We start from the raw sequence: 19483 nt of genomic DNA, 5'->3' as shown, positions 1-19483 counted from the left end.
ACAGAAGACTTTGTCCAGAACATTAGTACCCGCTTCTGCACAGCAACGCAAATCTCTTTGCCATAACCAGTCGCTATCCTCACACGGCCGGGTTATTCGGGTCGCACCAGCGGGAAGAGGATCGTCTCCCGGATACCGAGACCGGTCAGCGCCATCAGGAGCCGGTCGATCCCCATTCCGACACCACCGCTCGGCGGCATTCCGTACTCCAGGGCCCGCAGGAAATCCTCGTCGAGCCGCATGGCTTCGCTATCGCCCTGCGCGGCCAGCAGCGACTGTTCGGTGAGGCGTTCCCGTTCGACGACCGGATCGACCAGCTCGGAGTATCCGGTGGCGAGTTCGAATCCGCGCACGTAGAGGTCCCACTTCTCGGCCACCCCGGGCCTGGAGCGGTGCTGCCGCGTCAATGGCGACGTCTCCAGCGGAAAATCACGGACAAACGTCGGTGCGTGCAGGTGATCTCCGACGAGGTGTTCCCACAGTTCCTCGACGAGCTTGCCGTGCCCAAGCTTCGGATCCACTTCCAGGCCCCTGGCCTGCGCGAATCCGAGCAGTTTGGCGGCGGGCGTCTCCGGCGTCACCTCTTCGCCGAGGGAATCGGACAGCGACTCGTACATTCCGAGCGTGGTCCATTCGCCGGACAGGTCGTACTCCGAACCGTCGGGCAGGGTGACGACCTGGGTGTCCAGGACCGTCTGCGCGGCCTCCTGGATCAGCTCCCGGGTCATCACGGCGTTCGTGTCGTACGTGGCGTACGCCTCGTAGTACTCGAGCATCGCGAACTCCGGTGAGTGCGAGGAGTCGCTGCCCTCGTTGCGGAAGTTGCGGTTGATCTCGAAGACCTTCTCGATGCCGCCGACGACGCAGCGCTTGAGGTAGAGCTCCGGCGCGATCCGCAGGAACAGCTCCATGTCGAACGCGTTGGAGTGCGTGACGAACGGGCGGGCCGCGGCGCCACCGTGCAGCGTCTGCAGCATCGGCGTCTCGACTTCGGTGAACCCGCGGCGGTGGAACGACTCCCGCAGCGACCGGACCACGCCGGCGCGCGTGCGCACGACGTCCCGCGCGCGCGGGCGCATGATGAGATCGACGTAGCGCTGGCGGATCCGGGTTTCCTCCGCCAGCTCCTTGTGCGCGGTCGGCAGCGGGCGCAGCGCCTTCGACGTGATGCGCCAGGCGTCGGCCATCACCGAAAGCTCGCCGCGCTTGGACGTGATGACCTCACCCTGCACGAACACGTGGTCACCGAGGTCGACGTCGGACTTCCACGCCGCCAGCGCGTCCTCGCCGACCTTCGCCAGGCTGATCATCGCCTGCAGTTCGGAGTCGCCCTCACGCAGGCTGGCAAAGCACAATTTGCCCGTATTGCGCAGGAACATCACCCGGCCGGTGATGCCGACCTGCTCACCCGTGGCGGTGTCGGCGGGCAGCCCGGAATGCGCGGCCCGCACTTCGGCGAGCGAGTGGGTCCGAGGTACCTCGACCGGGTAAGGATCGATACCCTCCGCGAGGATCCGGTCGCGCTTCTCCCGGCGCACCCGCATCTGCTCGGGCAGTTCGTCTTCGGCGGGCTCGCTGGTGGAAGCGGGGTTTTCGGTCATGGCCCATAGGGTACGAACCCGGCTGACCGCTACGCCAACCGGATTACCTTTACCTTTCCGCCATTAACCTGGACCGCGTGAGTGATCCCACACGAGGTCAGCGTGCCTCTTCCTTCGGCCGCCGCGCCGCGGAGTACGCCCAGCACCGGCCCGATTACCCGCGGGAAGCGATCGAGTGGGGACTTTCCGGGGCGAGCGGAACCCCGCACCGGGTCCTCGACCTCGGCGCCGGAACCGGCAAACTCACCCTCGGCCTGGCCGCGCTCGGACTCGACGTCACCGCGGTCGAACCCGATCCGGAAATGCGCGCGGAACTGGAGCGGGTGGTGCCGTCGGTGCCGGCACTGGCGGGCCAGGCGGAACGGATCCCGCTGCCCGGCGACAGTGTCGACGCGGTTTTCGTCGGACAGGCGTTCCATTGGTTCGACGCACCCGTCGCGCTGACGGAGATCGGCCGCGTGCTGCGCCCGGGCGGCGTGTGCGTGCCGATGTGGAACTACGAAGACGAATCGGTGCCGTGGGTCGCCGAGTTCACCGCGCTGGCCCGCGACGGCGCCCGCCGCCCGGCGAGCGTCGAAGACCTGCGCGAAGTGACCCACCCGGAGTTCGAGCCGTTCGAAATCGCCCGGTTTCGCCACGGGCAACGGCGCACGGCGGACAGCCTGCTGGAAACGATGGCGACGTATTCGAAGGTCATCGTGGCGGCCCCGGAGGAGTCGGCGGCCCTGCTGGGCCGGCTCCGGCAGTTCCTCGCGGAGAACCCGGCCACCGCGACCGGCGAATTCGACCTGCCGCTGATCACCACGGCCCTCCGCACGCGGCGGCGGTGAGCCGGTTTCCGGCGTGCTAGCGTCGGAAGCGACCTCGCCCGGAGGTCCCGGACGAGCGCGTCGTACCCGGTCAGGACAAGACGGCGCAGTGCCTGAAAACACTGCGAAGGGTCCGATCATGTCCTGGTTCGTCCTCGTCCTGTCCGGAGTGCTGGAAACCGTCTGGGCGGCCGCCCTCGGCGCGTCGAAGGGCTTCTCCCGGCCGATCCCGATCGTGACGTTCGTGGTCGCGCTGGTGCTGAGCATGAGCGGGCTGGCGTACGCACTGCGCAGCATCCCGCTCGGCACGGGTTACGCGGTGTGGGTCGGCATCGGCACGCTCGGCACGGCGGCGTACGGGATCTTCGCCCTCGGCGACGCGGTGACGGCGACCCGGATCACCTGCCTGGCCCTGATCGCCGCGGGCGTCATCGGGCTGAAACTGCTGCCTTGACCTCGATCGAGGTCGAGGTTCGATACTGCGGGGATGCGCAGCAAATCACTGGGGCGGGCCTTGATCTCGCTGACCTCGCTGGTGACCGCGGTGGGCCCGTACAAGGCCGACTGGAACGAAACGCACGTGCACAACCCGGCTTGGCCACCGCACGCGAAGTTCCACAACGGCCAGACGATGAGCCTGGGCCTCGCGCTGGGGGCGACGAGCCTGTGGCAGCTCTGGCGCCGGCCGACCCGGGCCGGCCTCGACGCGGGGGCCGTGCTGGCGTCGCTGTACTGGGTGACGCAGATCTCGGCGCTGGCCTACCCGGGCTCGCGCGCGGTGGATCCGCCGGGGACCGAGCGGTTCCCGCAGGCGAAGATCGCCTTCCCGGCGCTGGCGGTGACGGCGGTGGGGTACGTGCTGGAGCGCCGCCGGCTGGCCCGCGGCTGACGCGCCGGATGCAGTGAATGACTCATTCCTTGCGTCGGACGCCAGGAATGAGTCATTCACTGCACGCCGGACGCGGGTCAGGGCCGGATGTTGCGCTCGTAGGCCAGCCGCAGGCCGAGCAGCGTCAGCTCCGGGACATGGTCGGTGATCGTCTCCGACTCGTCCAGCACCAGCGGGGCCAGGCCGCCGGTGGCCAGCACCGCCACCGGCTCCTTCCCGCCCGGGGAAAGCTCGCGGACGATCCGGCGCACCAGCCCGTCGACCTGGCCCGCGAAGCCGTACAGGATGCCGGACTGCAGGCACTCCACCGTGTTCTTGCCGATCACCGACCGCGGCGGGACCAGTTCGACCTTCCGCAGCGCCGCCGCGCGCAACGCCAGCGCGTCCACCGAAATCTCGATCCCCGGCGCGAACGCCCCGCCCAGGAACTCGCCGCGGGCGGAGATCGCGTCCACGTTGGTCGACGTGCCGAAGTCGACCACCACGCACGCCGTGCTGTGGAGGTGGTGCGCGGCCAGCGTGTTCACCAGCCGGTCCGCGCCCACCTCCTTCGGGTTGTCCACCAGCAGCGCCACGCCGGTGCGCACGCCCGGCTCGACCACGATCTTCGGGATCCGGGCGTAGTACCGGCCGAGCATCACGCGCAGCTCGCGCAGCACGGCCGGCACCGTCGACAACGCGCTGATCCCGGTCACCGCGTCCGCGTGCGGGCCGAGCAGCCCGCGGACCGTCAACGCCAGCTCGTCGGCCGTCATGCGTGCGTCCGTGCGCATGCGCCAGTCGCCCACGAGTTCGTCACCGGACCACAGGCCCAGCACGATGTTCGTGTTGCCGACGTCGACGGTGAGCAGCAAGCGGGTCAGCTTTCCGCGTGCAGCAACGCGTCGAGCCGGCGGGCGTCCGCCGTCTCGGCGACCGGGAAGACCGCCGTCTCCTCCTCCGGCGGCAGCGTCACCGTGCCGGACAGCAGCCCGGAGCCCTCCGGCGCGTGGCCGGGGTCGGTGTGCCGGTGGACGATCCGGTTGTCCGCGTCGACGAACACCACGCGCGGCTGGTACGTCGCCGCCTCGGCGTCGTCCATCTGGCCGTACGAGATGAGGATGACCAGGTCACCCGGGTGCACCAGGTGCGCCGCGGCGCCGTTGATGCCGAGCACCCCGCTGCCGCGTTCCCCCTTGATGACGTAGGTCTCCAGCCGCGCCCCGTTGGTGACGTCCACAATGGACACCTGTTCCCCCGGCAGCAGGTCCGCGGCCTCCATCAGGTCCTCGTCCACCGTCACCGAACCGACGTAGTGCAGGTCGGCCTGGGTCACGGTGACGCGGTGGATCTTCGACTTGAGCATCGTGCGGTACATCGTGGACTCCTTATTCCCCTGCGTCCAGCCGCTCCGGGTGCTCGACGGCCTGGCCGAGCAGCACCGGAACGTTGTCGATCAGCCGGGTACTCCCCACCCGGGCCGCGATCAACAAGCGTGCTTCACCATCGACGGGCGCGGGCCCGAGATCGGTTCCCCGCAACTCCAGGTAATCCACCTCGACCGCGGGCCGCGCGGCGAGGGTCTTCCACGCGGTCTCGAGGACCGCCTCCGCACCGTCCCGGCCGACGAACGCCCCCGCGGTGAGGGCGGCCGACAGGACGATGGCGTCTTCGCGCTGTTCAGGCGTCAGGTACACGTTGCGCGACGACAACGCGAGCCCGTCGCGCTCCCGCACGGTCGGCACGCCGATGACGCGCGTGTCGATGTTCAGGTCGCGCACCATCCGCTTGATCAGCACCAGCTGCTGGTAGTCCTTTTCGCCGAAGAAGGCGTAGTCCGGACGGAGCAGGTTGAACAGCTTCGCCACGACGGTGAGCACGCCGGCGAAGTGGCCGGGCCGGGCGGCGCCTTCGAGCTCGTCGCCGAGCGGGCCCGGGTGCACGGTCACCACGGCGCCCTCGGCGTAGAGGGCGTCCGCGCTGGGCGTGAACGCGATTTCGATGCCGTCCTCGCGCAGGATGTCGAGGTCGGCCTCCAGCGGCCGCGGGTACGCCTCGAAGTCCTCGCCCGCGCCGAACTGCAGCGGGTTGACGAAGATCGAGGTGGCCACGACGGTGTTCGGCAGCCGCTTCGCGCGGCGGATCAGCTCGCGGTGCCCGGCGTGCAGCGCGCCCATGGTCGGCACGAGCGCCAGCTTGCGGCCGACGCCGTGCAGCGCCCGGCTGACCTGGCTCACCTGCTCGGGCGACGCGAACGCGTTCAGGGTGCCGCGGCTGAATTTCGGTGTGGTCACTGGTCTTGGTGCCCTTCGGCGGGATCGTCGAGGAGTTCGGTGAGGTCTTTGGCGGCCGCGGTGTCCAGCAGCCCGGCAGCCGTCGAACGCGCCACCGTGCGCCTGGCCAGCGCGCGGTAGGCCGGCGCCACCTCCGGCGCCCGGTCCGCCAGCACTTCGAGGTGCTTGCGGACGGTGCCGGCGTCGCCACGCGCGACCGGGCCGGTGAGGGCGCGGTCGCCGTGTCGCAGCACATTATCCAATGCCGCCGAAAGCAGCGGCGCCACCAGGCGTTCGGACTGCTCGATTCCCGCCTGGCGCAACAGGTCCGCGCAGTCGGCGACCAGCGCCATCAGGTGGTTTGCCCCGTGTGCCAACGCAGCGTGGTAGAGCGCTCGCGCGGAGTCGGGGATCCGCACCGGCTCGGCGCCCATCTCGACGGTCAGCGCTTCGCCGACGTTCCACGCCGCTTCGTCGCCCTCGGCCGCCGTGACGCCGATGCTGCACGCCGCCAGCCGTTCGAGGTCCTCCGCGCGGCCGGTGAACGTCATCACCGGGTGCAGGGCGAGCGGCAGGGCCCCGGCTTCGGCCGCGGGGGCCAGGACGTCGATGCCGTGGGCGCCGGAGGTGTGCACGACGATCTGGCCGGCCCGCAGCGACTCGGTGGCGACGAGCCCGCGGACCATCCCGGCGAGCGCGTCGTCGGGCAGGGCGAGCAGCACGAGGTCCGCCCGGCGGACGGTCTCGTCGGGCGGCAGGAGGGGCACGTCGGGGAGGAGGCGTTCGGCACGGGCCAGCGACGAAGCGGACAGGCCCGAGGCGGCGACCACGGTGTGCCCTGCCCGGGCCAGCGCGGCGCCGAGCACGCTGCCCACCCGGCCGGCGGAAACGACGCCGACCGCGAGGCGGGCGGGCCTCATCATGGCGTGCGCCTGTGGACGCTCATGGTTGGCAGACTCCCTCTGCTCTCGTTCCAGTCCCGCTCCGGGTACCGGACGACGGCGCGAGACTAACTCGGGCGAGCAGCCGGGGTTGCGCCCGGGTGACCAGCTTCACCCGGAACGGTTCACCCGCGGGCGGCCTCGTCGGCGAGGCGCGTCGCCTCCGCGCGGGCGGCCTTCAGGGTGCGCAGCAGCTCCTGCTGGCGCTGCCGGTCGGCGTCGCTGGTGAGCTGGTGCCGGTCCAGGAAGGCGAGCTCCGTCACGCTCGCCTGGTAGACGGCGACGGCGCGGGCAGCGCGTTTTCCGGACTGCCGTTTCGCCTGGCGGCGCCAGGCGCGGCGGCCGGGCAGGCTGGCCAGCAGCTCGACCTCCGACGGCGCGATCCACCGCGCGGCGGCCATGTGCGGCAACGCGGCGGCGATGATCCGCTGCTCCCGTTTCCGCTGCAGGACGACCAGATAGACCACGCCGACGAAGAGCGGAAGCATGATCAGGAAGTAGACGGTGAGGAACTTCGACCCGCCGAGCAGCGCGGCGCTGTTCCACAGGGCGTGCAGGCAGACGGCGGCGAGATACCCGGCGATCGGCGCGACGATCTTGAGCGCCTTGGTGGTCGTCCGCGCGGCGATGCCGATCCCGATGCCGGTGAGCACGGCGAACAGCGGGTGCGTGAAGGGAGCGAGCACACCGCGGAGGAAGAACGCGGTGATGACACCCTGGCTGTGCCCGTCCCCGAAGCCGTAGTCGGCGAACGCGCGCCCGAAGTAGTAGATGTTCTCGGTGAAGGCGAACCCGGCGGCGCTGAACCCGGCGTAGACGACCCCGTCCACGACGCCGTCGAACTCGCTTGACCGCCGCCACAGGATGAGCACGACGAAGAGGGCCTTGGCGGCCTCCTCGACCACGGGGGCCGAGATGAGCGCGGCGACGGTGTTGCCGCTGCCCTGGCCGAGCAGCTCGTCCCCGACGGCCTCGGCGGTGGTGTTGATGAGCAGCGCGGTGATGGTCGCGATGCAGGCGCCCCAGGCGAAGGCGAGCAGGAGGAACTTGGCGGGCTCGGGTTCCCACCGGTCGACCCAGAGGAACCCGGCGACGACGCCGGCCACGGGCACGAGCGCGGCGAGCACGCCGATGGTGACGGCGAGGGGGCCGACCCGCGCGGTGGCCAGGCCGAAGAGGAACAGGCCGCACAGGGCCACCACGATCAGCCCGAGCACCGGCAGCAGCACGGTGACCCGGCGAGGCCGCCGTCCGCGATCAAGTCCCGTCGCGGGCGAGAGGGTTCCGCTCACAGCGGGTCACCCTACGCAGGCCGGTCCGGAGGAGGAACGCCACCTGGGCCACTGGGCGGCGGATGCGGGGCGCCGGTCGCCACCGGGTTGCGTCCCAAGGCGCCCCTTCGGCGCACGCGGGCCGGCCAGCCTCGCGCACGCGCTCAAGCGCCCAATGTGGCCTTCGGTGCGTCAGACGCACCCAAGGCGGCCTTCGGTGCGTCACACGCACCCAAGGCGGCCTTCGGTGCGTCACACGCACCCAAGGCGGCCTTCGGTGCGCCCTAAGTTGGGTGGCCGGATCCGCCCCAAGGTGGCCTTCGGTGCGTGACACGCACCCAATGTGGCCTTCGGTGCGTCCGCCCATGCCCCTGCCACCGCCCTCACCGGGAGGCGCTCGCGCCGCAGTGCCGATTCAGCGCAACCAAGGCCGCTTTGGGGCGCTTGGCTCGGGCGAGCGGGGCTCAGTCCTCCGCGCGGCGGCGGCGGCGAGGCGTCGAACCCGTGCCGCCGTTCGCCGCCAGGAGCTCGCTCACCGAACGGCCCGCCGCGTGCGATCCGCTGCCCGGGGCGGGCTCGGGTGCTGCTCGGCGGCCGTTGCGGGAACCGTTGTGGCCGTTCTGCTGCTGCTCGACCTCCGCCGGGTCCACCGGGGCCATGCCGCGGCGGGACATCGAGGCCCGCTCCGCCACCATGCCCTCCCAGGCCGGGGGCTCGCCGTCCGGACGGCGGCGGCGGCCTCCGCCCGGGGGTTCCGGCGCCGCGGGCACCGCCGGCAGCTGCTGCGAGTCCTCCGGCTTGCGGCGGCGGCCGCCCGAGCGGCCTTGGAAGTTACGGACCGATTCCGGCAGCGTCGGGTTCGCCATCGGCGTCTCGGCCTTGGCCGCCTCCGCCGGCGCGCGGTGCGACCCACCGTGGCGCGACGGCGGCTCCTCCAGGATCGGCGACATGTCGGCCCGCGAGAACTGCTCCAGCCGCGACGGGCGGCGGCTGTCGGCGGCCGGGACCGGCGTGGTCGGCGGCACCACCGGGGGCAGGTCCGTGCGCGACGGCTGCCGCGGCGACGGGCTGTTGCTCGGCACCGGCGTCGTCGGCGGGACGACCGGCGGGAGGTCCGTGCGGGAGGCCGCGGCGTCCCGCGGCAACGGCGGCTTCGCCTCGGGCGGCTTCGGCCGGTGGGGCCGCTGGCGCTCGGCGAAGTCGTCGCGGTTCTGGAAGGCCGCGCTGAGGTCCTTGACCGGCCGGATGTCCGAGCGCGACATCTCGGACGGCTTCGGCGGCGGCACGCTCGCCGCCGGACGGCCCGGCGGCCGCGGCGGCTCGGGCGCCTTGCGGGGCGGCTCGGGACGCGCGCCGTTCGGCTGACCGCCGACGCGCGGAATGTCCGGCCGCGACATCTCCACCCGCGGAATATCCGGCCGCGACATCTCCACCCGCGGAATATCCGGCCGCGACATCTCGACCCGGGGAATATCGGGCCGCGACATCTCGACCCGCGGGATATCCGAACGCGACATCTCCACCCGGGGAATATCGGGCCGCGACATCTCCGCCCGGGGAATGTCCGGCCGCGACATCTCCACCCGAGGAATGTCCGCACGCGACGCCTCGCCACGAGGAACGTTCGGCCGCGGCGCCTCGACGCGCGGCATCTCCGGGCGCGGTGCGTCGGCCCGCGGCACGTTCGGCCGCGGCGCCTCCACCCGCGGAATGTCCGGACGCGACATCTCCACCCGCGGAATATCGGGCCGCGACATCTCGACCCGCGGAATGTCCGGACGCGACATCTCCACCCGGGGGATATCGGGGCGGGACATCTCCACCCGCGGGATCTCCGGCCGCGGCGCCTCCACGGGCCGGATGTCCGACTTCGACATCTCGGCCCGGCGGGCGGGCGGCGGCTCGGGGCGGCGGATCTCCGTCTTCGGCTCCGGCGGCTGGGGGCGGCGGATCTCGGTCTTCGGCTCCGGCGCCTGCGGACGCCGGATCTCGGTCTTGGGGTCGGGCCGCGGCACGTCCCGGCGCGTCGGCTCGGCCGCGGCCTCCGGACGGCGCTCGGGCTGCTTCGCGACTTCGTCCGGCTTCGGCAGCCGCATCGGCTGGGACTCGGCCTGGCGGCGCGCGGCCTCGGCCCGCAGCTCGGCGGCCTTCAGCTCGCGCTGCGCGGCGTTCAGCGCCGGGTCGACCGGCGGCACCGGCGGACGGCGCTCGCTCAGCGGCTTCGGCCGGGCCATCTGCTGGGTGCTCTGCACGGAGACGTTCGCCGGCGTCTTCGGGACCGGCTTGCCGCCGAAGCCCTTGCCCTTGCCGCCGAGGCCCTTGCCGTTCGCGGGCTTGCCGTTCGACGCCTTGCGGCGGCGCTCGTCGAGGACGCGGTCGATCAGCTCGGTCGGCCGCTCGCCGCCTTCCACCACCGGCTTCTTCCCGGCCATCAGCTGGGCGGGCTTCTTCTTCGGGGCGGCGTCGGGGATCATCCGGTTCTCGTCGGACAGCTTGCGCATCCGGGTCGCCTGCGCGGTCAGCGCGACGCGCTCGAGCAGCACCTCGCCGCCGAACAGCGACTGGAGGCTGTCGCGCAGCGCGGACACCTCGGCGCGCAGCGCCTCCAGCTCCTCGCGGCCCTTGGAGTCGGCTGCGCTGCGGTTCTCCGCCTCCATCTCCAGCTCGTATTCGCGCCGGGCCGCGATCTCGCGTTCCAGCTCCAGTTCGTACACAGCCTGCGCCTCGGCGACCGCTTCCTCGCTCTGTGCCGCGCTCTTGCGGTACTTCACGGCGAGGAATGCGCCGATCAGGGCGGCCCAGAGGGCCGCGACGATCCCGAGCCGGAGGTAGCGGAGATCGTCGCTGAGCACCAGTGCGAGGGTGGCTCCGATGGCGAGGACAAAGCCGACAACGAGCCACGGCCTGCCCAAGAGGCGGCCGCGCGAGTCGTCACCCACGCCGGTCATGACTGACACCGTACCTGCTCGTAATCCGAACGAGACCTACTCGGTCCAGCGAGCGGTGCGATTCCAGCGCTAACCGGTCGTCCCGCGGGTGCGCTCCCGATCGTGGTCGCGCGGGGTCCGGCAGCAGTGTTCGAGCCACAAAGCCGCAGCTACCAGGGCCGCGGCGGACACGACGCCGACCGCCGCCGCGCGCGTGTCGAGCACCGCGGCGACGAGTTCGTCACGTCGGGGAAAAAGATAGGCGAGCGCCGCGAGCCAGGCGCCCGCCATGAACGCTCCGGCGAGTGACGAAGCTTTCGCGAGGGCCACCGATCGGGCTACCCCGATCGTGCCGACGACCCGACCGTTCTTGATCCGCGAGCGGATCGAGAAGGCCAGCACGACCTCGATCACGGCCAGCACGGCGAAGGTGACTCCGGCGAGCAGGGGCAGCTGCGGCAGCGAGGCGTAGGCCGTCTGGAAGAGCAGGTAGCCGAGGCCCAGGCCGAGCAGCCCGGCGACCACCAGGTCACGGGGCCGGGTGAAGTGCATGCCCCAACCGTACCGTGGAAGAGTTGACTCTCCACCGACTGGAGAGTTCATCATGCGTTTTGTGGGCAACACCGCGACATTCACCATCGGCGAGCTGTCCCGGCGGACCGGCCTGCCGGTCAAGACCATCCGCTTCTACTCGGACGAAGGCCTCCTGCCGCCGACCGAGCGGACGGACGCCGGCTACCGGCTCTACGACGCGGCGGCGATGGCCCGCCTGGAACTGGTCCGCACGCTGCGGGAGCTGGGTCTCGGCCTCGCCGACGTCTCGGCCGCGCTGAGCCAGTCGACGACCGTCGGCGAGCTGGCGATCCGGCACGTCGAGGCGCTCGACGAGCAGATCCGGCGGCTGCGGCTGCGCCGGGCGGTGCTGCGCGCGGTGGCCAAGCGCAATTCCGAACTGGAGGAAGTGAACCTGATGAACCGTCTCGCGTCGATGTCCGACGAGGAGCGCAAGCGGCTGGTCGACGAGTTCTGGGACGAAATGGTCGCCGGGCTCGACATCGACCAGGAGTTCTACCGCCGGATGCGCGCCGGGAAGCCGGAGCTGCCCGACGACCCGACCCCAGAGCAGCTGGAGGCCTGGATCGAGTTCGCCGAGCTGGTCCAGGACCCGGACTTCCGCGCCTTGATCCGCCGCATGAGCGAAATCCAGGCGAAGCAGATCGAGGACGGCGAGTTCGAGCAGCCGTCGGAAGGCTGGCAGCAGTACTGGCAGGGTTGGTCGGCTCGCGCGGAAGCGGCCGTGGCGGCGGGCGAATCACCCACGTCGCAGACGGGGCAAACGCTTGCGGCGGACCTGGCGGCCGCCTGCGCCCGCGAAGACCAGGACCCGGCATCGCCGGAGTTCCGGGCGGAGCTGGCCGACCGCTTCGCGATGAGCGGCGACCCGCGGGCCGAGCGCTACTGGCAGCTGCTGGCGACGATCAACGGCTGGCCCCCGGTGCCGACGACCCAGCCGGCGGTGCGGTTCATGATCGACGCCCTGCGCGGCTGAGCGCACGGGATCGACAGCTCGGCGACGGGCCGGTGGTGATCGGTAACGGTCACCACCGGTTCACCGATGAGCACCCTTTCCGACCCCTCCCCGCTGGGGGACCCCCGGTTTCAACGTTACTCGCGAGCACCGACAATCCCGGGCCGCGCGGCCCGGTTGTCCACCTGGTTATCCACAACGGCCAGGGGTTGTCCACAACTCCCCACGCCGGCTCGGCTTCAGCGCAGCGCGAGGTCCGTGCGGCGGACCGTGGCCACCTCGTCCGCCGGGCGGGCGGCGAGCAGGTCCGCGATCGGGCCGTGGCCCGGCAGGACCGCGGCCGGCTCGATCTCCACCCACGGCACCAGCACGCTCGCGCGGTCCGGCGTTCCCGGGTGCGGTAGCAGCAGCTCGGGGTCCGCCGACGTCACGCCGTCGACCGTGACCACGTCGACGTCCAAGGTTCGCGGGCCCCAGCGCAGCTCGCGCACCCGGCCCGCCGCCTGCTCGGCCGCCTGGCCCGTGCGCAGCCACGCCCAGTGGTCGCGCGCCGGGTCGTCGACCACGCAGACCGCGTTGAGGAAGTCCGGCTGGTCCTCGACGCCCCAGGCCTTCGTCTCGTACACGCTCGACACCACGACCAGCGCGGGCCGGACGGCGTCGAGCGCCAGCTGGAGGAAGCCCAGCCGGTCGCCCAGGTTGGACCCGAGCGAAAGCACCGCACGGCTCACCGGTCGCGCCGGACCGTGACCGCCACGTCGTCGAACGTCAGCGGGATCGGGGCCGACGGCTTGTGCACCGTCACCTCGACCGCGCTCAGCCGCTCGTCGCACATGACTTCGTCGGCGATCTTGCCCGCGACGCTCTCGATGAGGTCGTACGGCTCGCCCGCGACGATCCCCGCCGCCAGCTCGGCCAGCTCGCCGTAGTGCAGGGTCTTCGTCAGGTCGTCCGACGCGGCGGCCGGCCCGAGGTCCAGCCACACCGTGATGTCGACGACGAACTCCTGGCCGTCGCGCTTTTCGTGCTCGAACACGCCGTGGCGCCCGAACACGCGCAAGCCGGTCAGCGTGATCCGGTCAGCCATCCGTCCTCCAAGCAGCGGCCACCGCGACCGCGTCCAGCGAAGCTCCGACCTCGTGCACGCGCACGCCCCACGCTCCGGCCGCCGCGGCGAGCGCGGAGACGGCGGCGGTGGCGTCCTCCCGGCCGTCCGGCGGGCGCGGTGTCCCGTCCTTTTCGGACAGCAGCCGGCCGAGGAACCGCTTGCGGGAAGCGCCGACGAGCACCGGGAAACCCAGCGAGAGCAACGAGTCCAGCCTGCGCAGCAACGCCCAGTCGTGCTCGGCGTTCTTGGCGAAACCCAGGCCGGGATCCAGCACGATCGCGCTTTCGGCGACCCCCGCGGCGAGCGCTTCGTCCACCCGGGACAGCAGCTCGGCCCGCACATCGGCGACGACGTCCTGGTAGGACGCCAGCGCCTGCATGTCCTTGCTGTGCCCGCGCCAGTGCATCAGCACCCACGGCACCCCGGCCTCGGCGGCGACGCGCGCCATGTCCGGATCGGCCAGGCCGCCGGAAACGTCGTTGATCACCTTCGCGCCGGCCTCGAGCGCGGCGACGGCGACGGCGGCACGCGTGGTGTCGACCGACAACGCCACTCCTTCGGCGGCCAGTGTCTTGATCACCGGCAGGACGCGCTGCAGTTCCGTCTCGGCGTCCACCCGGGACGCCCCCGGCCGCGTCGACTCGCCGCCGACGTCGATCAGGTCGGCCCCGCGCGCCCACATCTCACGCGCGTGCTCCAGCGCCTGGTCGAGCCCGAGGTAGCGGCCACCGTCCGAAAAGGAATCGGGCGTCACGTTCAGCACGCCCATGACCACGCACCGGCCGGGCGCGGGAAGCCCTGCACTCACCGGCGGGCCCTGATGAGATCGAGCGCCTCCGCCCGCGAAGTGGCGGAATTCTTGAACTGCCCCCGCACGGCCGACGTGGTGGTGCGCGCACCCGGCTTGCGGATGCCGCGCATGGCCATGCAGAGGTGCTCGGCCTCGATCACCACGATCACGCCGCGCGGCTCGAGCTTCCGCACGATCGCGTCGGCCACCTGCGACGTCAGGCGTTCCTGGACCTGCGGGCGCTTGGCGTAGAGGTCGACGACGCGGGCGAGCTTCGACAGCCCGGTGACCTTCCCCGCGGCGTTCGGGATGTACCCGACGTGCGCGACGCCGTGGAACGGGACCAGGTGGTGCTCGCAGCTGCTGTACATCGGGATGTCCGTGACCAGCACCAGCTCTTCGTGCGCCTCGTCGAACGTCCGGTCCAGCACCGCGTCCGGTTCCGTGTACAGGCCCGCGAACATCTCGCGGTACGCGCGGGCGACCCGGGCGGGGGTGTCCTTCAGGCCATCCCGCTCCGGGTCTTCACCGCAGGCCAGCAAGAGCTCCCGGATCGCCTTCTCCGCCCGGTCCTGGTCGAAGACCGGGCGGTCGGCGTCACTGGGGCTTTTCTGGTCCATCCACGTCACGACGCTCCCCCTCGCTCTGCTGGTTGCCGGCTTGGTCGGCGAACCAGCCGTGCTCACGAGGGCGTTCTTCACCGCCGGGCCGCCACGACTGGCCCGGCTGACCGCCCGGCGAGGTCGCGGGCGTCCAGCCCGGAGGGGCACCGTAGTTCGGCGGGCCACTCTGGCCGGCCGGACCGCCCGGCTGCTGGCCGCCGTAGGCCTGCGGCCAGTGCGCCGTGCCGTTCGGGCCACCGTTCGGGCCGCCGTAAGGACGGCCACCGTTCGGGTAGGCGCCCGGCTGCGGCGGGGCGTACGGGTTGGCGTTCGGGTCGACCGGCGACGGCGACGGGTACGGCGGACCGCCCGGCAGGTCGCCCGCGCCCGGGGCGGTGCCGACCGGGGTCGGCTCCGGCTTCAGGACCGGCTTCTCCTTCTCCGGCGGCGGCCACGGCTCGCCGCGCTCCATCGCCAGCTCGCCCGGGGTCTTGATCGGCGGCTTGTCCGACGGCGTCCGCTCACCGAACTCGTTGAACACGGTGATGTGCGGGCGCTTCTCGACCGTCGCGAAGATCCGCTCCAGGTCCTTGCGGGTCAGCGTCTCCTTCTCCAGGAGCTCGATGACCAGCTCGTCGAGCACGTCTCGGTAGGTGTTGAGCACGTGCCACGCCTCGGTGTGCGCCGTCTCGATGAGCTTGCGCACCTCCTCGTCGATCTCGTGCGCCACCTCGAGCGAGTAGTCCGCCTGACGGCCCGCCGACCGGCCGAGGAACGGGTCGCCCTGCTCCTGGCCGTACTTGACCGCGCCGAGCCGGGCGCTCATGCCGTACTCGGTGACCATCGCGCGGGCGATCTTCGTCGCCTGCTCGATGTCCGAGGACGCGCCGGTGGTGGGCTCGTGGAAGACGAGCTCCTCCGCTGTGCGGCCACCCATCGCGAAGACCAGCCGCCCGATCATCTCGGAGCGGGTCATCAGGTCCTTGTCGTCCTCGGGGACGAGCAATGCGTGCCCGCCCGTGCGGCCGCGCGGCAGGATGGTCAGCTTGTAGACCGGTTCGATGTCCGGCATCGCCCACGCGGCGAGCGCGTGCCCGCCCTCGTGGTAGGCGGTGATCTTCTTCTCCTTCTCGGAGATGATCCGGCTCTTGCGGGCCGGGCCGCCGACGACGCGGTCGACCGACTCCTCCAGCGCCGCGTCGGTGATCACGTGCCCGTTCTGGCGGGCGGTGAGCAGCGCGGCCTCGTTGAGCACGTTCGCCAGGTCGGCGCCGGACATGCCGACGGTCCGCTTGGCCAGGCTGGTCAGGTCGGTGCCCTGGGCGATCGGCTTGCCCTTGGCGTGCACCTCGAGGATCGCCTTGCGGCCGCGCAGGTCCGGCGCGGACACCGGGATCTGCCGGTCGAACCGGCCGGGGCGCAGCAGCGCCGGGTCCAGGATGTCGGGCCGGTTGGTGGCCGCGATCAGGATGATGCCGCCGCGGGCGTCGAAGCCGTCCATCTCGACGAGCAGCTGGTTCAGGGTCTGCTCGCGCTCGTCGTGCCCGCCGCCGAGGCCGGCGCCGCGCTGGCGGCCGACCGCGTCGATTTCGTCGACGAAGATGATGCACGGCGCGTTCTGCTTGGCCTGTTCGAACAGGTCACGGACACGCGAGGCACCGACACCGACGAACATCTCGACGAAGTCCGAACCGGAGATCGTGTAGAACGGCACGCCCGCCTCGCCGGCGACGGCCCGCGCGAGCAGCGTCTTGCCGGTACCCGGCGGCCCGTAGAGCAGCACGCCCTTCGGGATCTTCGCGCCGAGCGCCTGGTAGCGCGCCGGGTTCTGCAGGAAGTCCTTGATCTCGTACAGCTCTTCGACGGCCTCGTCGGCACCCGCGACGTCCCCGAAGGTCGTCTTGGGCATGTCCTTGTTCAGCTGCTTGGCCTTGGACTTGCCGAAGTTGAGGACGCGGTTGCCGCCGCCCTGGGCGTTGTTCATCATCCACATCAGCAGGCCCAGCACGAGGGCGAGCGGGATGGCGAAGATGAGGATCTGCGTCAGCACGCCCTGCTGGGTCACCTTGGTGGTGAACTTGATCGGCTGGCCGCCCGCCTTCGCCGCGATCAACGAGTCGTAGATCGGGCGGGTGGCGTCCGCCGGGTACTGCGAGATGATCTGGGTGACCTGCTGGCCGTCGACGTCGACGGGCTTGGCCAGCAGCAGCTTGAGCTGCTGCTCCTTGTCCTCGAGGCTGGCTTCCTTGACGTTGTTCGAGGTGATCTGGGAGTTCGCCACCGAGATGGGTGCCTGGGTGTACCCACGATCACTGTCGAAGATCGTGTTGTACGCGAACAACGCCAGCAACCCCGCGACGATCCACAGCAGTGGGTTCCTGAGCACGCTCTTCCGGTTCATACGACTCGGCCCTGGTGGCCTCGACCCTCCCTGGTTGGGCGGCTCCTGTGATACCCGCCATCACGATCTTGACAACCCGTGGTGCCTGGACACCTGCCCATCAGGGTACCGTCCGCTGCCGCGTTCATCCCCTGTGAGCCTCTCGCAGGTCAACGGGCGATACCGCGCTGGGGTTCCCGGCCGGTGTCCACTCGTCAACGCTAGCGCGTGCCGTCGGACACACTGCTCACCATCTCGCCCAGCCGGGTGCGCAGTGTCGCCGGGTCCGCGGGGGCCACGGTGACCCACTCGCGCCCGTCCGTACCGGCCCGGGAGAGGCTCAGGTAGCGGCCGGTCGCGGTGTCGAACCAGGCCAGCACGCGGGACCGTTGCTTGGCTCCGACCTGCGAACGGCTGTTCGCGGCGAGCTGGCCACCGCGCTGCCGGGGCTGCCCGGAGATGCGGCCGTAGGCCTCGCGGGGGTCGACCGTCACGCGTTCGCTCAGCGGGGTCCGGCGGCCCCGGCCCCGGCGGCTGTCTTCTTCCTCACCCGCCGACGGCAGCGACACCGGCACCCGGATCGGCGCGGTGTGCAGGGCCTCGTCCAGCGGGAGTGTGACCGACGCCTCGCTGCCGCGCGGCCCGGCGGGCAGCATTCCGACGACGGCGGAGACCAGGCCGTCCGGCGGGACGTCCCGCAGCCAGATCCCGTCGGCGTCCTGGACCGCGAGGACGCCCTTGGTCTCGTCGGCCGCCGCGAGGACGCCGACCGTCGGGGCCTGGAACTGCGGGATGTGCAGGGCGTCGATGGTCAGCGGGGCAAAGGCCAGCAGGTGCAGGGCGTCCTCGATCGGCGGCGCGAGCCTGCCGCGCGGCTCGCGGATGCCGCGCGCCTTCAGCTCGACGTCGACGCGGTGACGCAGCGACACGCGCTCGTCCTCGGTCGCGCCGTGCGACCGGACGCGCAACGGGTACGGCAGCTCCCCGACCCGCGCCGACTCCCACAGGAAGTCGAACGCCAGTGGCGAGAAGAACTCTTGCATCATCACTCTCCCGGATCGGACTCTTGCTCAGCGTAGCCCGCACCCCCGACAAAACCGGATCGTTCCGGTGCCGGGCCGGGCACGCCCGGAGAACCCGGGGTTCAGACCGAGCTGGTCGTCGCCGCTCCGGCGAGCATCTCACCGAGGCGGTGGCGCAGCGTGGCCGCGTCGGCGGGAGCGATGGTGATCCAGTCCCGGCCGTCGCGGCCGCGGGTGGCCTGGGTGAAGTAGCGGCCGGTCGCGGTGTCGAACCAGGCCAGCACCGGCGTGCGCGTGCGGGCGCCGAGCCGGCTGCGGGAGTTGGCGCCGATCTGGCCGCCGCGCAGCCGCGGCTGGGCGGTCAGCCGGGCCAGCGCCTTGCGGTCCTCGTCGGCCGACGCGCGCTCGTCGCCGTTGCCGGCGCGCTGCCGGAAGTCTCCGGTCAGCTCGTCCCGCGGCACGGTGATCGACTTCTCGCTGCCGCGCGGGGCACCCGGCAGCAGCGAGACGATCGCACTGGGGAGCCCGTCGGGCGGGCACGGCTGCAGGTGCAGGCCGCGAGTGTCCTGCACGGCCAGCAGGCCCTGGCCGCCCAGCACGCCGGCGACCGCGAGCAGCGGCTGGGCGTCCGGGGCGATCAGCTGGACGGCGTCCAGGCTCAGTTCGGGGGCCGCCAGCACGCCGAAGTAGTCCTCGACGTGCGGCTCGGGCCGGCCGCGCCCGTCGGCGAGGCCACGCGCGGTGAGTCCTTCGAGGGTGCGGCGGCGCAGCATCGCCCGCTCGTCGACGGTCGCGCCGTGCGAACGGATGCGCAGCGGGTACGGCAGCTCGCCCAGCCCGGCCGACTCCCACAGGAAGTCCACCTCGACCGGGGTGAGCAGCTCAGCGTTCGGCATCGAGCCACCCCCAGGAGAAACCGGGCCGGGCACACGTCGGTGCGCCCGGCCCGAAAGGATCAGCGGTCTTCGTCGTCGGACCACGCGCCGATGACCGGCGGCGGGGTCGCCTGGTTCGCGCCGAAGGCCTCGTCCGGGTCCGCCTCGATGAGGAAGGACGCGTGCGTGTGCTCCTCGTCCTGCTGCCCCTGGGCGCCCTGCGGGGCCATGCCGCCCATGCCCGGGTTCATCGGCGGCGGCGTCTGCCCGCCGATGGTGCCCGCGGACGAGACGACGCCCTGCTGCGGTGCCTGGGCCGACGCCGCGCTCTGGCCCTGGCCCTCGGCCGACGCGAGGGACGTTTCGTTCTCGGACTTCGCGCCGGACTTGCTGCCCGCGCCCAGCGCCCGCGACGCCAGCGCGCCGAGGCCGCCGGCCACGCCGCCGAGGCCGAGGCCCATGCCGATCTTGCCGAGCGGGTTGCCGCC

19 protein-coding genes, 1 pseudogene and 1 riboswitch are annotated in these 19483 nt (G+C 71.7%); of the genes and pseudogenes, 4 read left to right on the top strand and 16 right to left on the bottom strand.

The window, feature by feature from the left end; genetic code table 11:
* Nucleotides 1-92: 92 nt before the first annotated feature.
* Nucleotides 93-1601 carry a lysine--tRNA ligase gene (lysS, locus tag IE317_RS34095; protein WP_191315491.1) on the bottom strand — a complete coding sequence of 503 codons (1509 nt, stop codon included), beginning with the start codon at nucleotides 1599-1601 and terminating at the stop codon, nucleotides 93-95.
* A 77-nt stretch (nucleotides 1602-1678) separates the two neighbouring features.
* On the opposite strand from lysS, the gene IE317_RS34090 reads away from it, so the two are divergent.
* The 3 genes from IE317_RS34090 (at nucleotide 1679) to IE317_RS34080 (ending at nucleotide 3299) form a co-directional block, all read left to right on the top strand.
* Nucleotides 1679-2431 carry a class I SAM-dependent methyltransferase gene (locus tag IE317_RS34090; protein ID WP_191315490.1) on the top strand — a complete coding sequence of 251 codons (753 nt, stop codon included), beginning with the start codon at nucleotides 1679-1681 and terminating at the stop codon, nucleotides 2429-2431.
* A 27-nt stretch (nucleotides 2432-2458) separates the two neighbouring features.
* A riboswitch (guanidine-III (ykkC-III) riboswitch) is annotated at nucleotides 2459-2521 on the top strand.
* Between the two features lie 28 nt (nucleotides 2522-2549).
* The gene (locus tag IE317_RS34085) at nucleotides 2550-2864 is read left to right on the top strand and encodes a DMT family transporter (RefSeq protein WP_191315489.1); all 315 of its coding nucleotides are present in this window, start codon (nucleotides 2550-2552) and stop codon (nucleotides 2862-2864) included.
* Between the two features lie 33 nt (nucleotides 2865-2897).
* On the top strand, nucleotides 2898-3299 hold the full coding sequence (locus IE317_RS34080) for a DUF6640 family protein (RefSeq protein WP_191315488.1): 402 nt from the start codon (nucleotides 2898-2900) through the stop codon (nucleotides 3297-3299).
* Nucleotides 3300-3376: 77 nt separating this feature from the next.
* Here IE317_RS34080 and IE317_RS34075 read toward each other — a convergent pair whose 3' ends face one another.
* From IE317_RS34075 to IE317_RS34045, 7 genes are all read right to left on the bottom strand, one after another.
* Complete coding sequence (locus IE317_RS34075; protein WP_191315487.1) at nucleotides 3377-4153, bottom strand: type III pantothenate kinase; 777 nt, start codon at nucleotides 4151-4153, stop codon at nucleotides 3377-3379.
* Between the two features lie 5 nt (nucleotides 4154-4158).
* Nucleotides 4159-4656 (bottom strand): aspartate 1-decarboxylase, encoded by a 498-nt coding sequence (gene panD / locus IE317_RS34070; RefSeq protein ID WP_191315486.1) that lies wholly within the window; start codon nucleotides 4654-4656, stop codon nucleotides 4159-4161.
* Nucleotides 4657-4666: 10 nt separating this feature from the next.
* The gene (panC, locus tag IE317_RS34065) at nucleotides 4667-5572 is read right to left on the bottom strand and encodes a pantoate--beta-alanine ligase (protein WP_191315485.1); all 906 of its coding nucleotides are present in this window, start codon (nucleotides 5570-5572) and stop codon (nucleotides 4667-4669) included.
* Complete coding sequence (locus tag IE317_RS34060; RefSeq protein WP_373309187.1) at nucleotides 5569-6528, bottom strand: Rossmann-like and DUF2520 domain-containing protein; 960 nt, start codon at nucleotides 6526-6528, stop codon at nucleotides 5569-5571. Before IE317_RS34060 ends, panC begins: the two co-directional genes overlap by 4 nt.
* Before the next feature lie 89 nt (nucleotides 6529-6617).
* Nucleotides 6618-7721, bottom strand: coding sequence for a PrsW family intramembrane metalloprotease (locus IE317_RS34055; protein WP_191315550.1), 1104 nt, complete (start codon nucleotides 7719-7721; stop codon nucleotides 6618-6620).
* Nucleotides 7722-8227: 506 nt separating this feature from the next.
* Nucleotides 8228-10711 carry a DUF6779 domain-containing protein gene (locus tag IE317_RS34050; protein WP_191315483.1) on the bottom strand — a complete coding sequence of 828 codons (2484 nt, stop codon included), beginning with the start codon at nucleotides 10709-10711 and terminating at the stop codon, nucleotides 8228-8230.
* A gap of 69 nt (nucleotides 10712-10780) precedes the next feature.
* The gene (locus tag IE317_RS34045; RefSeq protein ID WP_191315482.1) at nucleotides 10781-11242 is read right to left on the bottom strand and encodes a DUF3180 domain-containing protein; all 462 of its coding nucleotides are present in this window, start codon (nucleotides 11240-11242) and stop codon (nucleotides 10781-10783) included.
* 61 nt (nucleotides 11243-11303) lie between these two features.
* Between IE317_RS34045 and IE317_RS34040 the strand changes: the two genes are divergently transcribed.
* Nucleotides 11304-12239, top strand: coding sequence for a helix-turn-helix domain-containing protein (locus IE317_RS34040; protein ID WP_191315549.1), 936 nt, complete (start codon nucleotides 11304-11306; stop codon nucleotides 12237-12239).
* 218 nt (nucleotides 12240-12457) lie between these two features.
* Here the strand turns inward: IE317_RS34040 and folK are convergent, their stop codons facing one another.
* The 8 genes and pseudogenes from folK to IE317_RS34000 form a co-directional block, all read right to left on the bottom strand.
* Entirely contained in the window at nucleotides 12458-12949 is a 492-nt protein-coding gene (folK, locus tag IE317_RS34035; RefSeq protein ID WP_191315481.1) for a 2-amino-4-hydroxy-6-hydroxymethyldihydropteridine diphosphokinase, read from the bottom strand.
* The gene (gene folB / locus IE317_RS34030) at nucleotides 12946-13305 is read right to left on the bottom strand and encodes a dihydroneopterin aldolase (protein ID WP_191315480.1); all 360 of its coding nucleotides are present in this window, start codon (nucleotides 13303-13305) and stop codon (nucleotides 12946-12948) included. Before folB ends, folK begins: the two co-directional genes overlap by 4 nt.
* Nucleotides 13298-14095: a dihydropteroate synthase gene (gene folP, locus IE317_RS34025; RefSeq protein WP_191315479.1), complete on the bottom strand. Its 798-nt coding sequence runs from the start codon at nucleotides 14093-14095 to the stop codon at nucleotides 13298-13300. Before folP ends, folB begins: the two co-directional genes overlap by 8 nt.
* 35 nt (nucleotides 14096-14130) lie before the next feature.
* Nucleotides 14131-14736, bottom strand: coding sequence for a GTP cyclohydrolase I FolE (folE, locus tag IE317_RS34020; protein WP_191315478.1), 606 nt, complete (start codon nucleotides 14734-14736; stop codon nucleotides 14131-14133).
* Complete coding sequence (ftsH, locus tag IE317_RS34015) at nucleotides 14714-17119, bottom strand: ATP-dependent zinc metalloprotease FtsH (RefSeq protein ID WP_191315477.1); 2406 nt, start codon at nucleotides 17117-17119, stop codon at nucleotides 14714-14716. The genes folE and ftsH overlap by 23 nt, the downstream gene beginning before the upstream one ends.
* A 200-nt stretch (nucleotides 17120-17319) precedes the next feature.
* On the bottom strand, nucleotides 17320-18144 hold the full coding sequence (locus tag IE317_RS34010; protein ID WP_191315476.1) for an ESX secretion-associated protein EspG: 825 nt from the start codon (nucleotides 18142-18144) through the stop codon (nucleotides 17320-17322).
* Between the two features lie 98 nt (nucleotides 18145-18242).
* On the bottom strand, nucleotides 18243-19016 hold the full coding sequence (locus tag IE317_RS34005) for an ESX secretion-associated protein EspG (protein ID WP_191315475.1): 774 nt from the start codon (nucleotides 19014-19016) through the stop codon (nucleotides 18243-18245).
* Nucleotides 19017-19075: 59 nt separating this feature from the next.
* Nucleotides 19076-19483 (bottom strand): annotated as a pseudogene (locus IE317_RS34000) (hypothetical protein); the annotation flags it as partial.

This window comes from Amycolatopsis bullii (genome assembly GCF_014654205.1).
In the GTDB taxonomy this organism is placed as follows: Bacteria; Actinomycetota; Actinomycetes; order Mycobacteriales; family Pseudonocardiaceae; genus Amycolatopsis; species Amycolatopsis plumensis.
Note: the sequence above shows the minus strand (reverse complement) of the source record. Positions and strands in the feature narration are given on the sequence as shown.

Coding starts and splice junctions, on each gene's coding strand:
- lysS (WP_191315491.1), bottom strand. CDS start 1,601: ATGACCGAAAACCCCGCTTCCACCAGCGAGCCCGCCGAAGACGAACTG.
- IE317_RS34085 (WP_191315489.1), top strand. CDS start 2,550: ATGTCCTGGTTCGTCCTCGTCCTGTCCGGAGTGCTGGAAACCGTCTGG.
- IE317_RS34080 (WP_191315488.1), top strand. CDS start 2,898: ATGCGCAGCAAATCACTGGGGCGGGCCTTGATCTCGCTGACCTCGCTG.
- panD (WP_191315486.1), bottom strand. CDS start 4,656: ATGTACCGCACGATGCTCAAGTCGAAGATCCACCGCGTCACCGTGACC.
- IE317_RS34050 (WP_191315483.1), bottom strand. CDS start 10,711: ATGACCGGCGTGGGTGACGACTCGCGCGGCCGCCTCTTGGGCAGGCCG.
- IE317_RS34045 (WP_191315482.1), bottom strand. CDS start 11,242: ATGCACTTCACCCGGCCCCGTGACCTGGTGGTCGCCGGGCTGCTCGGC.
- folB (WP_191315480.1), bottom strand. CDS start 13,305: ATGGCTGACCGGATCACGCTGACCGGCTTGCGCGTGTTCGGGCGCCAC.
- folP (WP_191315479.1), bottom strand. CDS start 14,095: ATGGGCGTGCTGAACGTGACGCCCGATTCCTTTTCGGACGGTGGCCGC.
- folE (WP_191315478.1), bottom strand. CDS start 14,736: ATGGACCAGAAAAGCCCCAGTGACGCCGACCGCCCGGTCTTCGACCAG.
- ftsH (WP_191315477.1), bottom strand. CDS start 17,119: ATGAACCGGAAGAGCGTGCTCAGGAACCCACTGCTGTGGATCGTCGCG.
- IE317_RS34010 (WP_191315476.1), bottom strand. CDS start 18,144: ATGATGCAAGAGTTCTTCTCGCCACTGGCGTTCGACTTCCTGTGGGAG.
- IE317_RS34005 (WP_191315475.1), bottom strand. CDS start 19,016: ATGCCGAACGCTGAGCTGCTCACCCCGGTCGAGGTGGACTTCCTGTGG.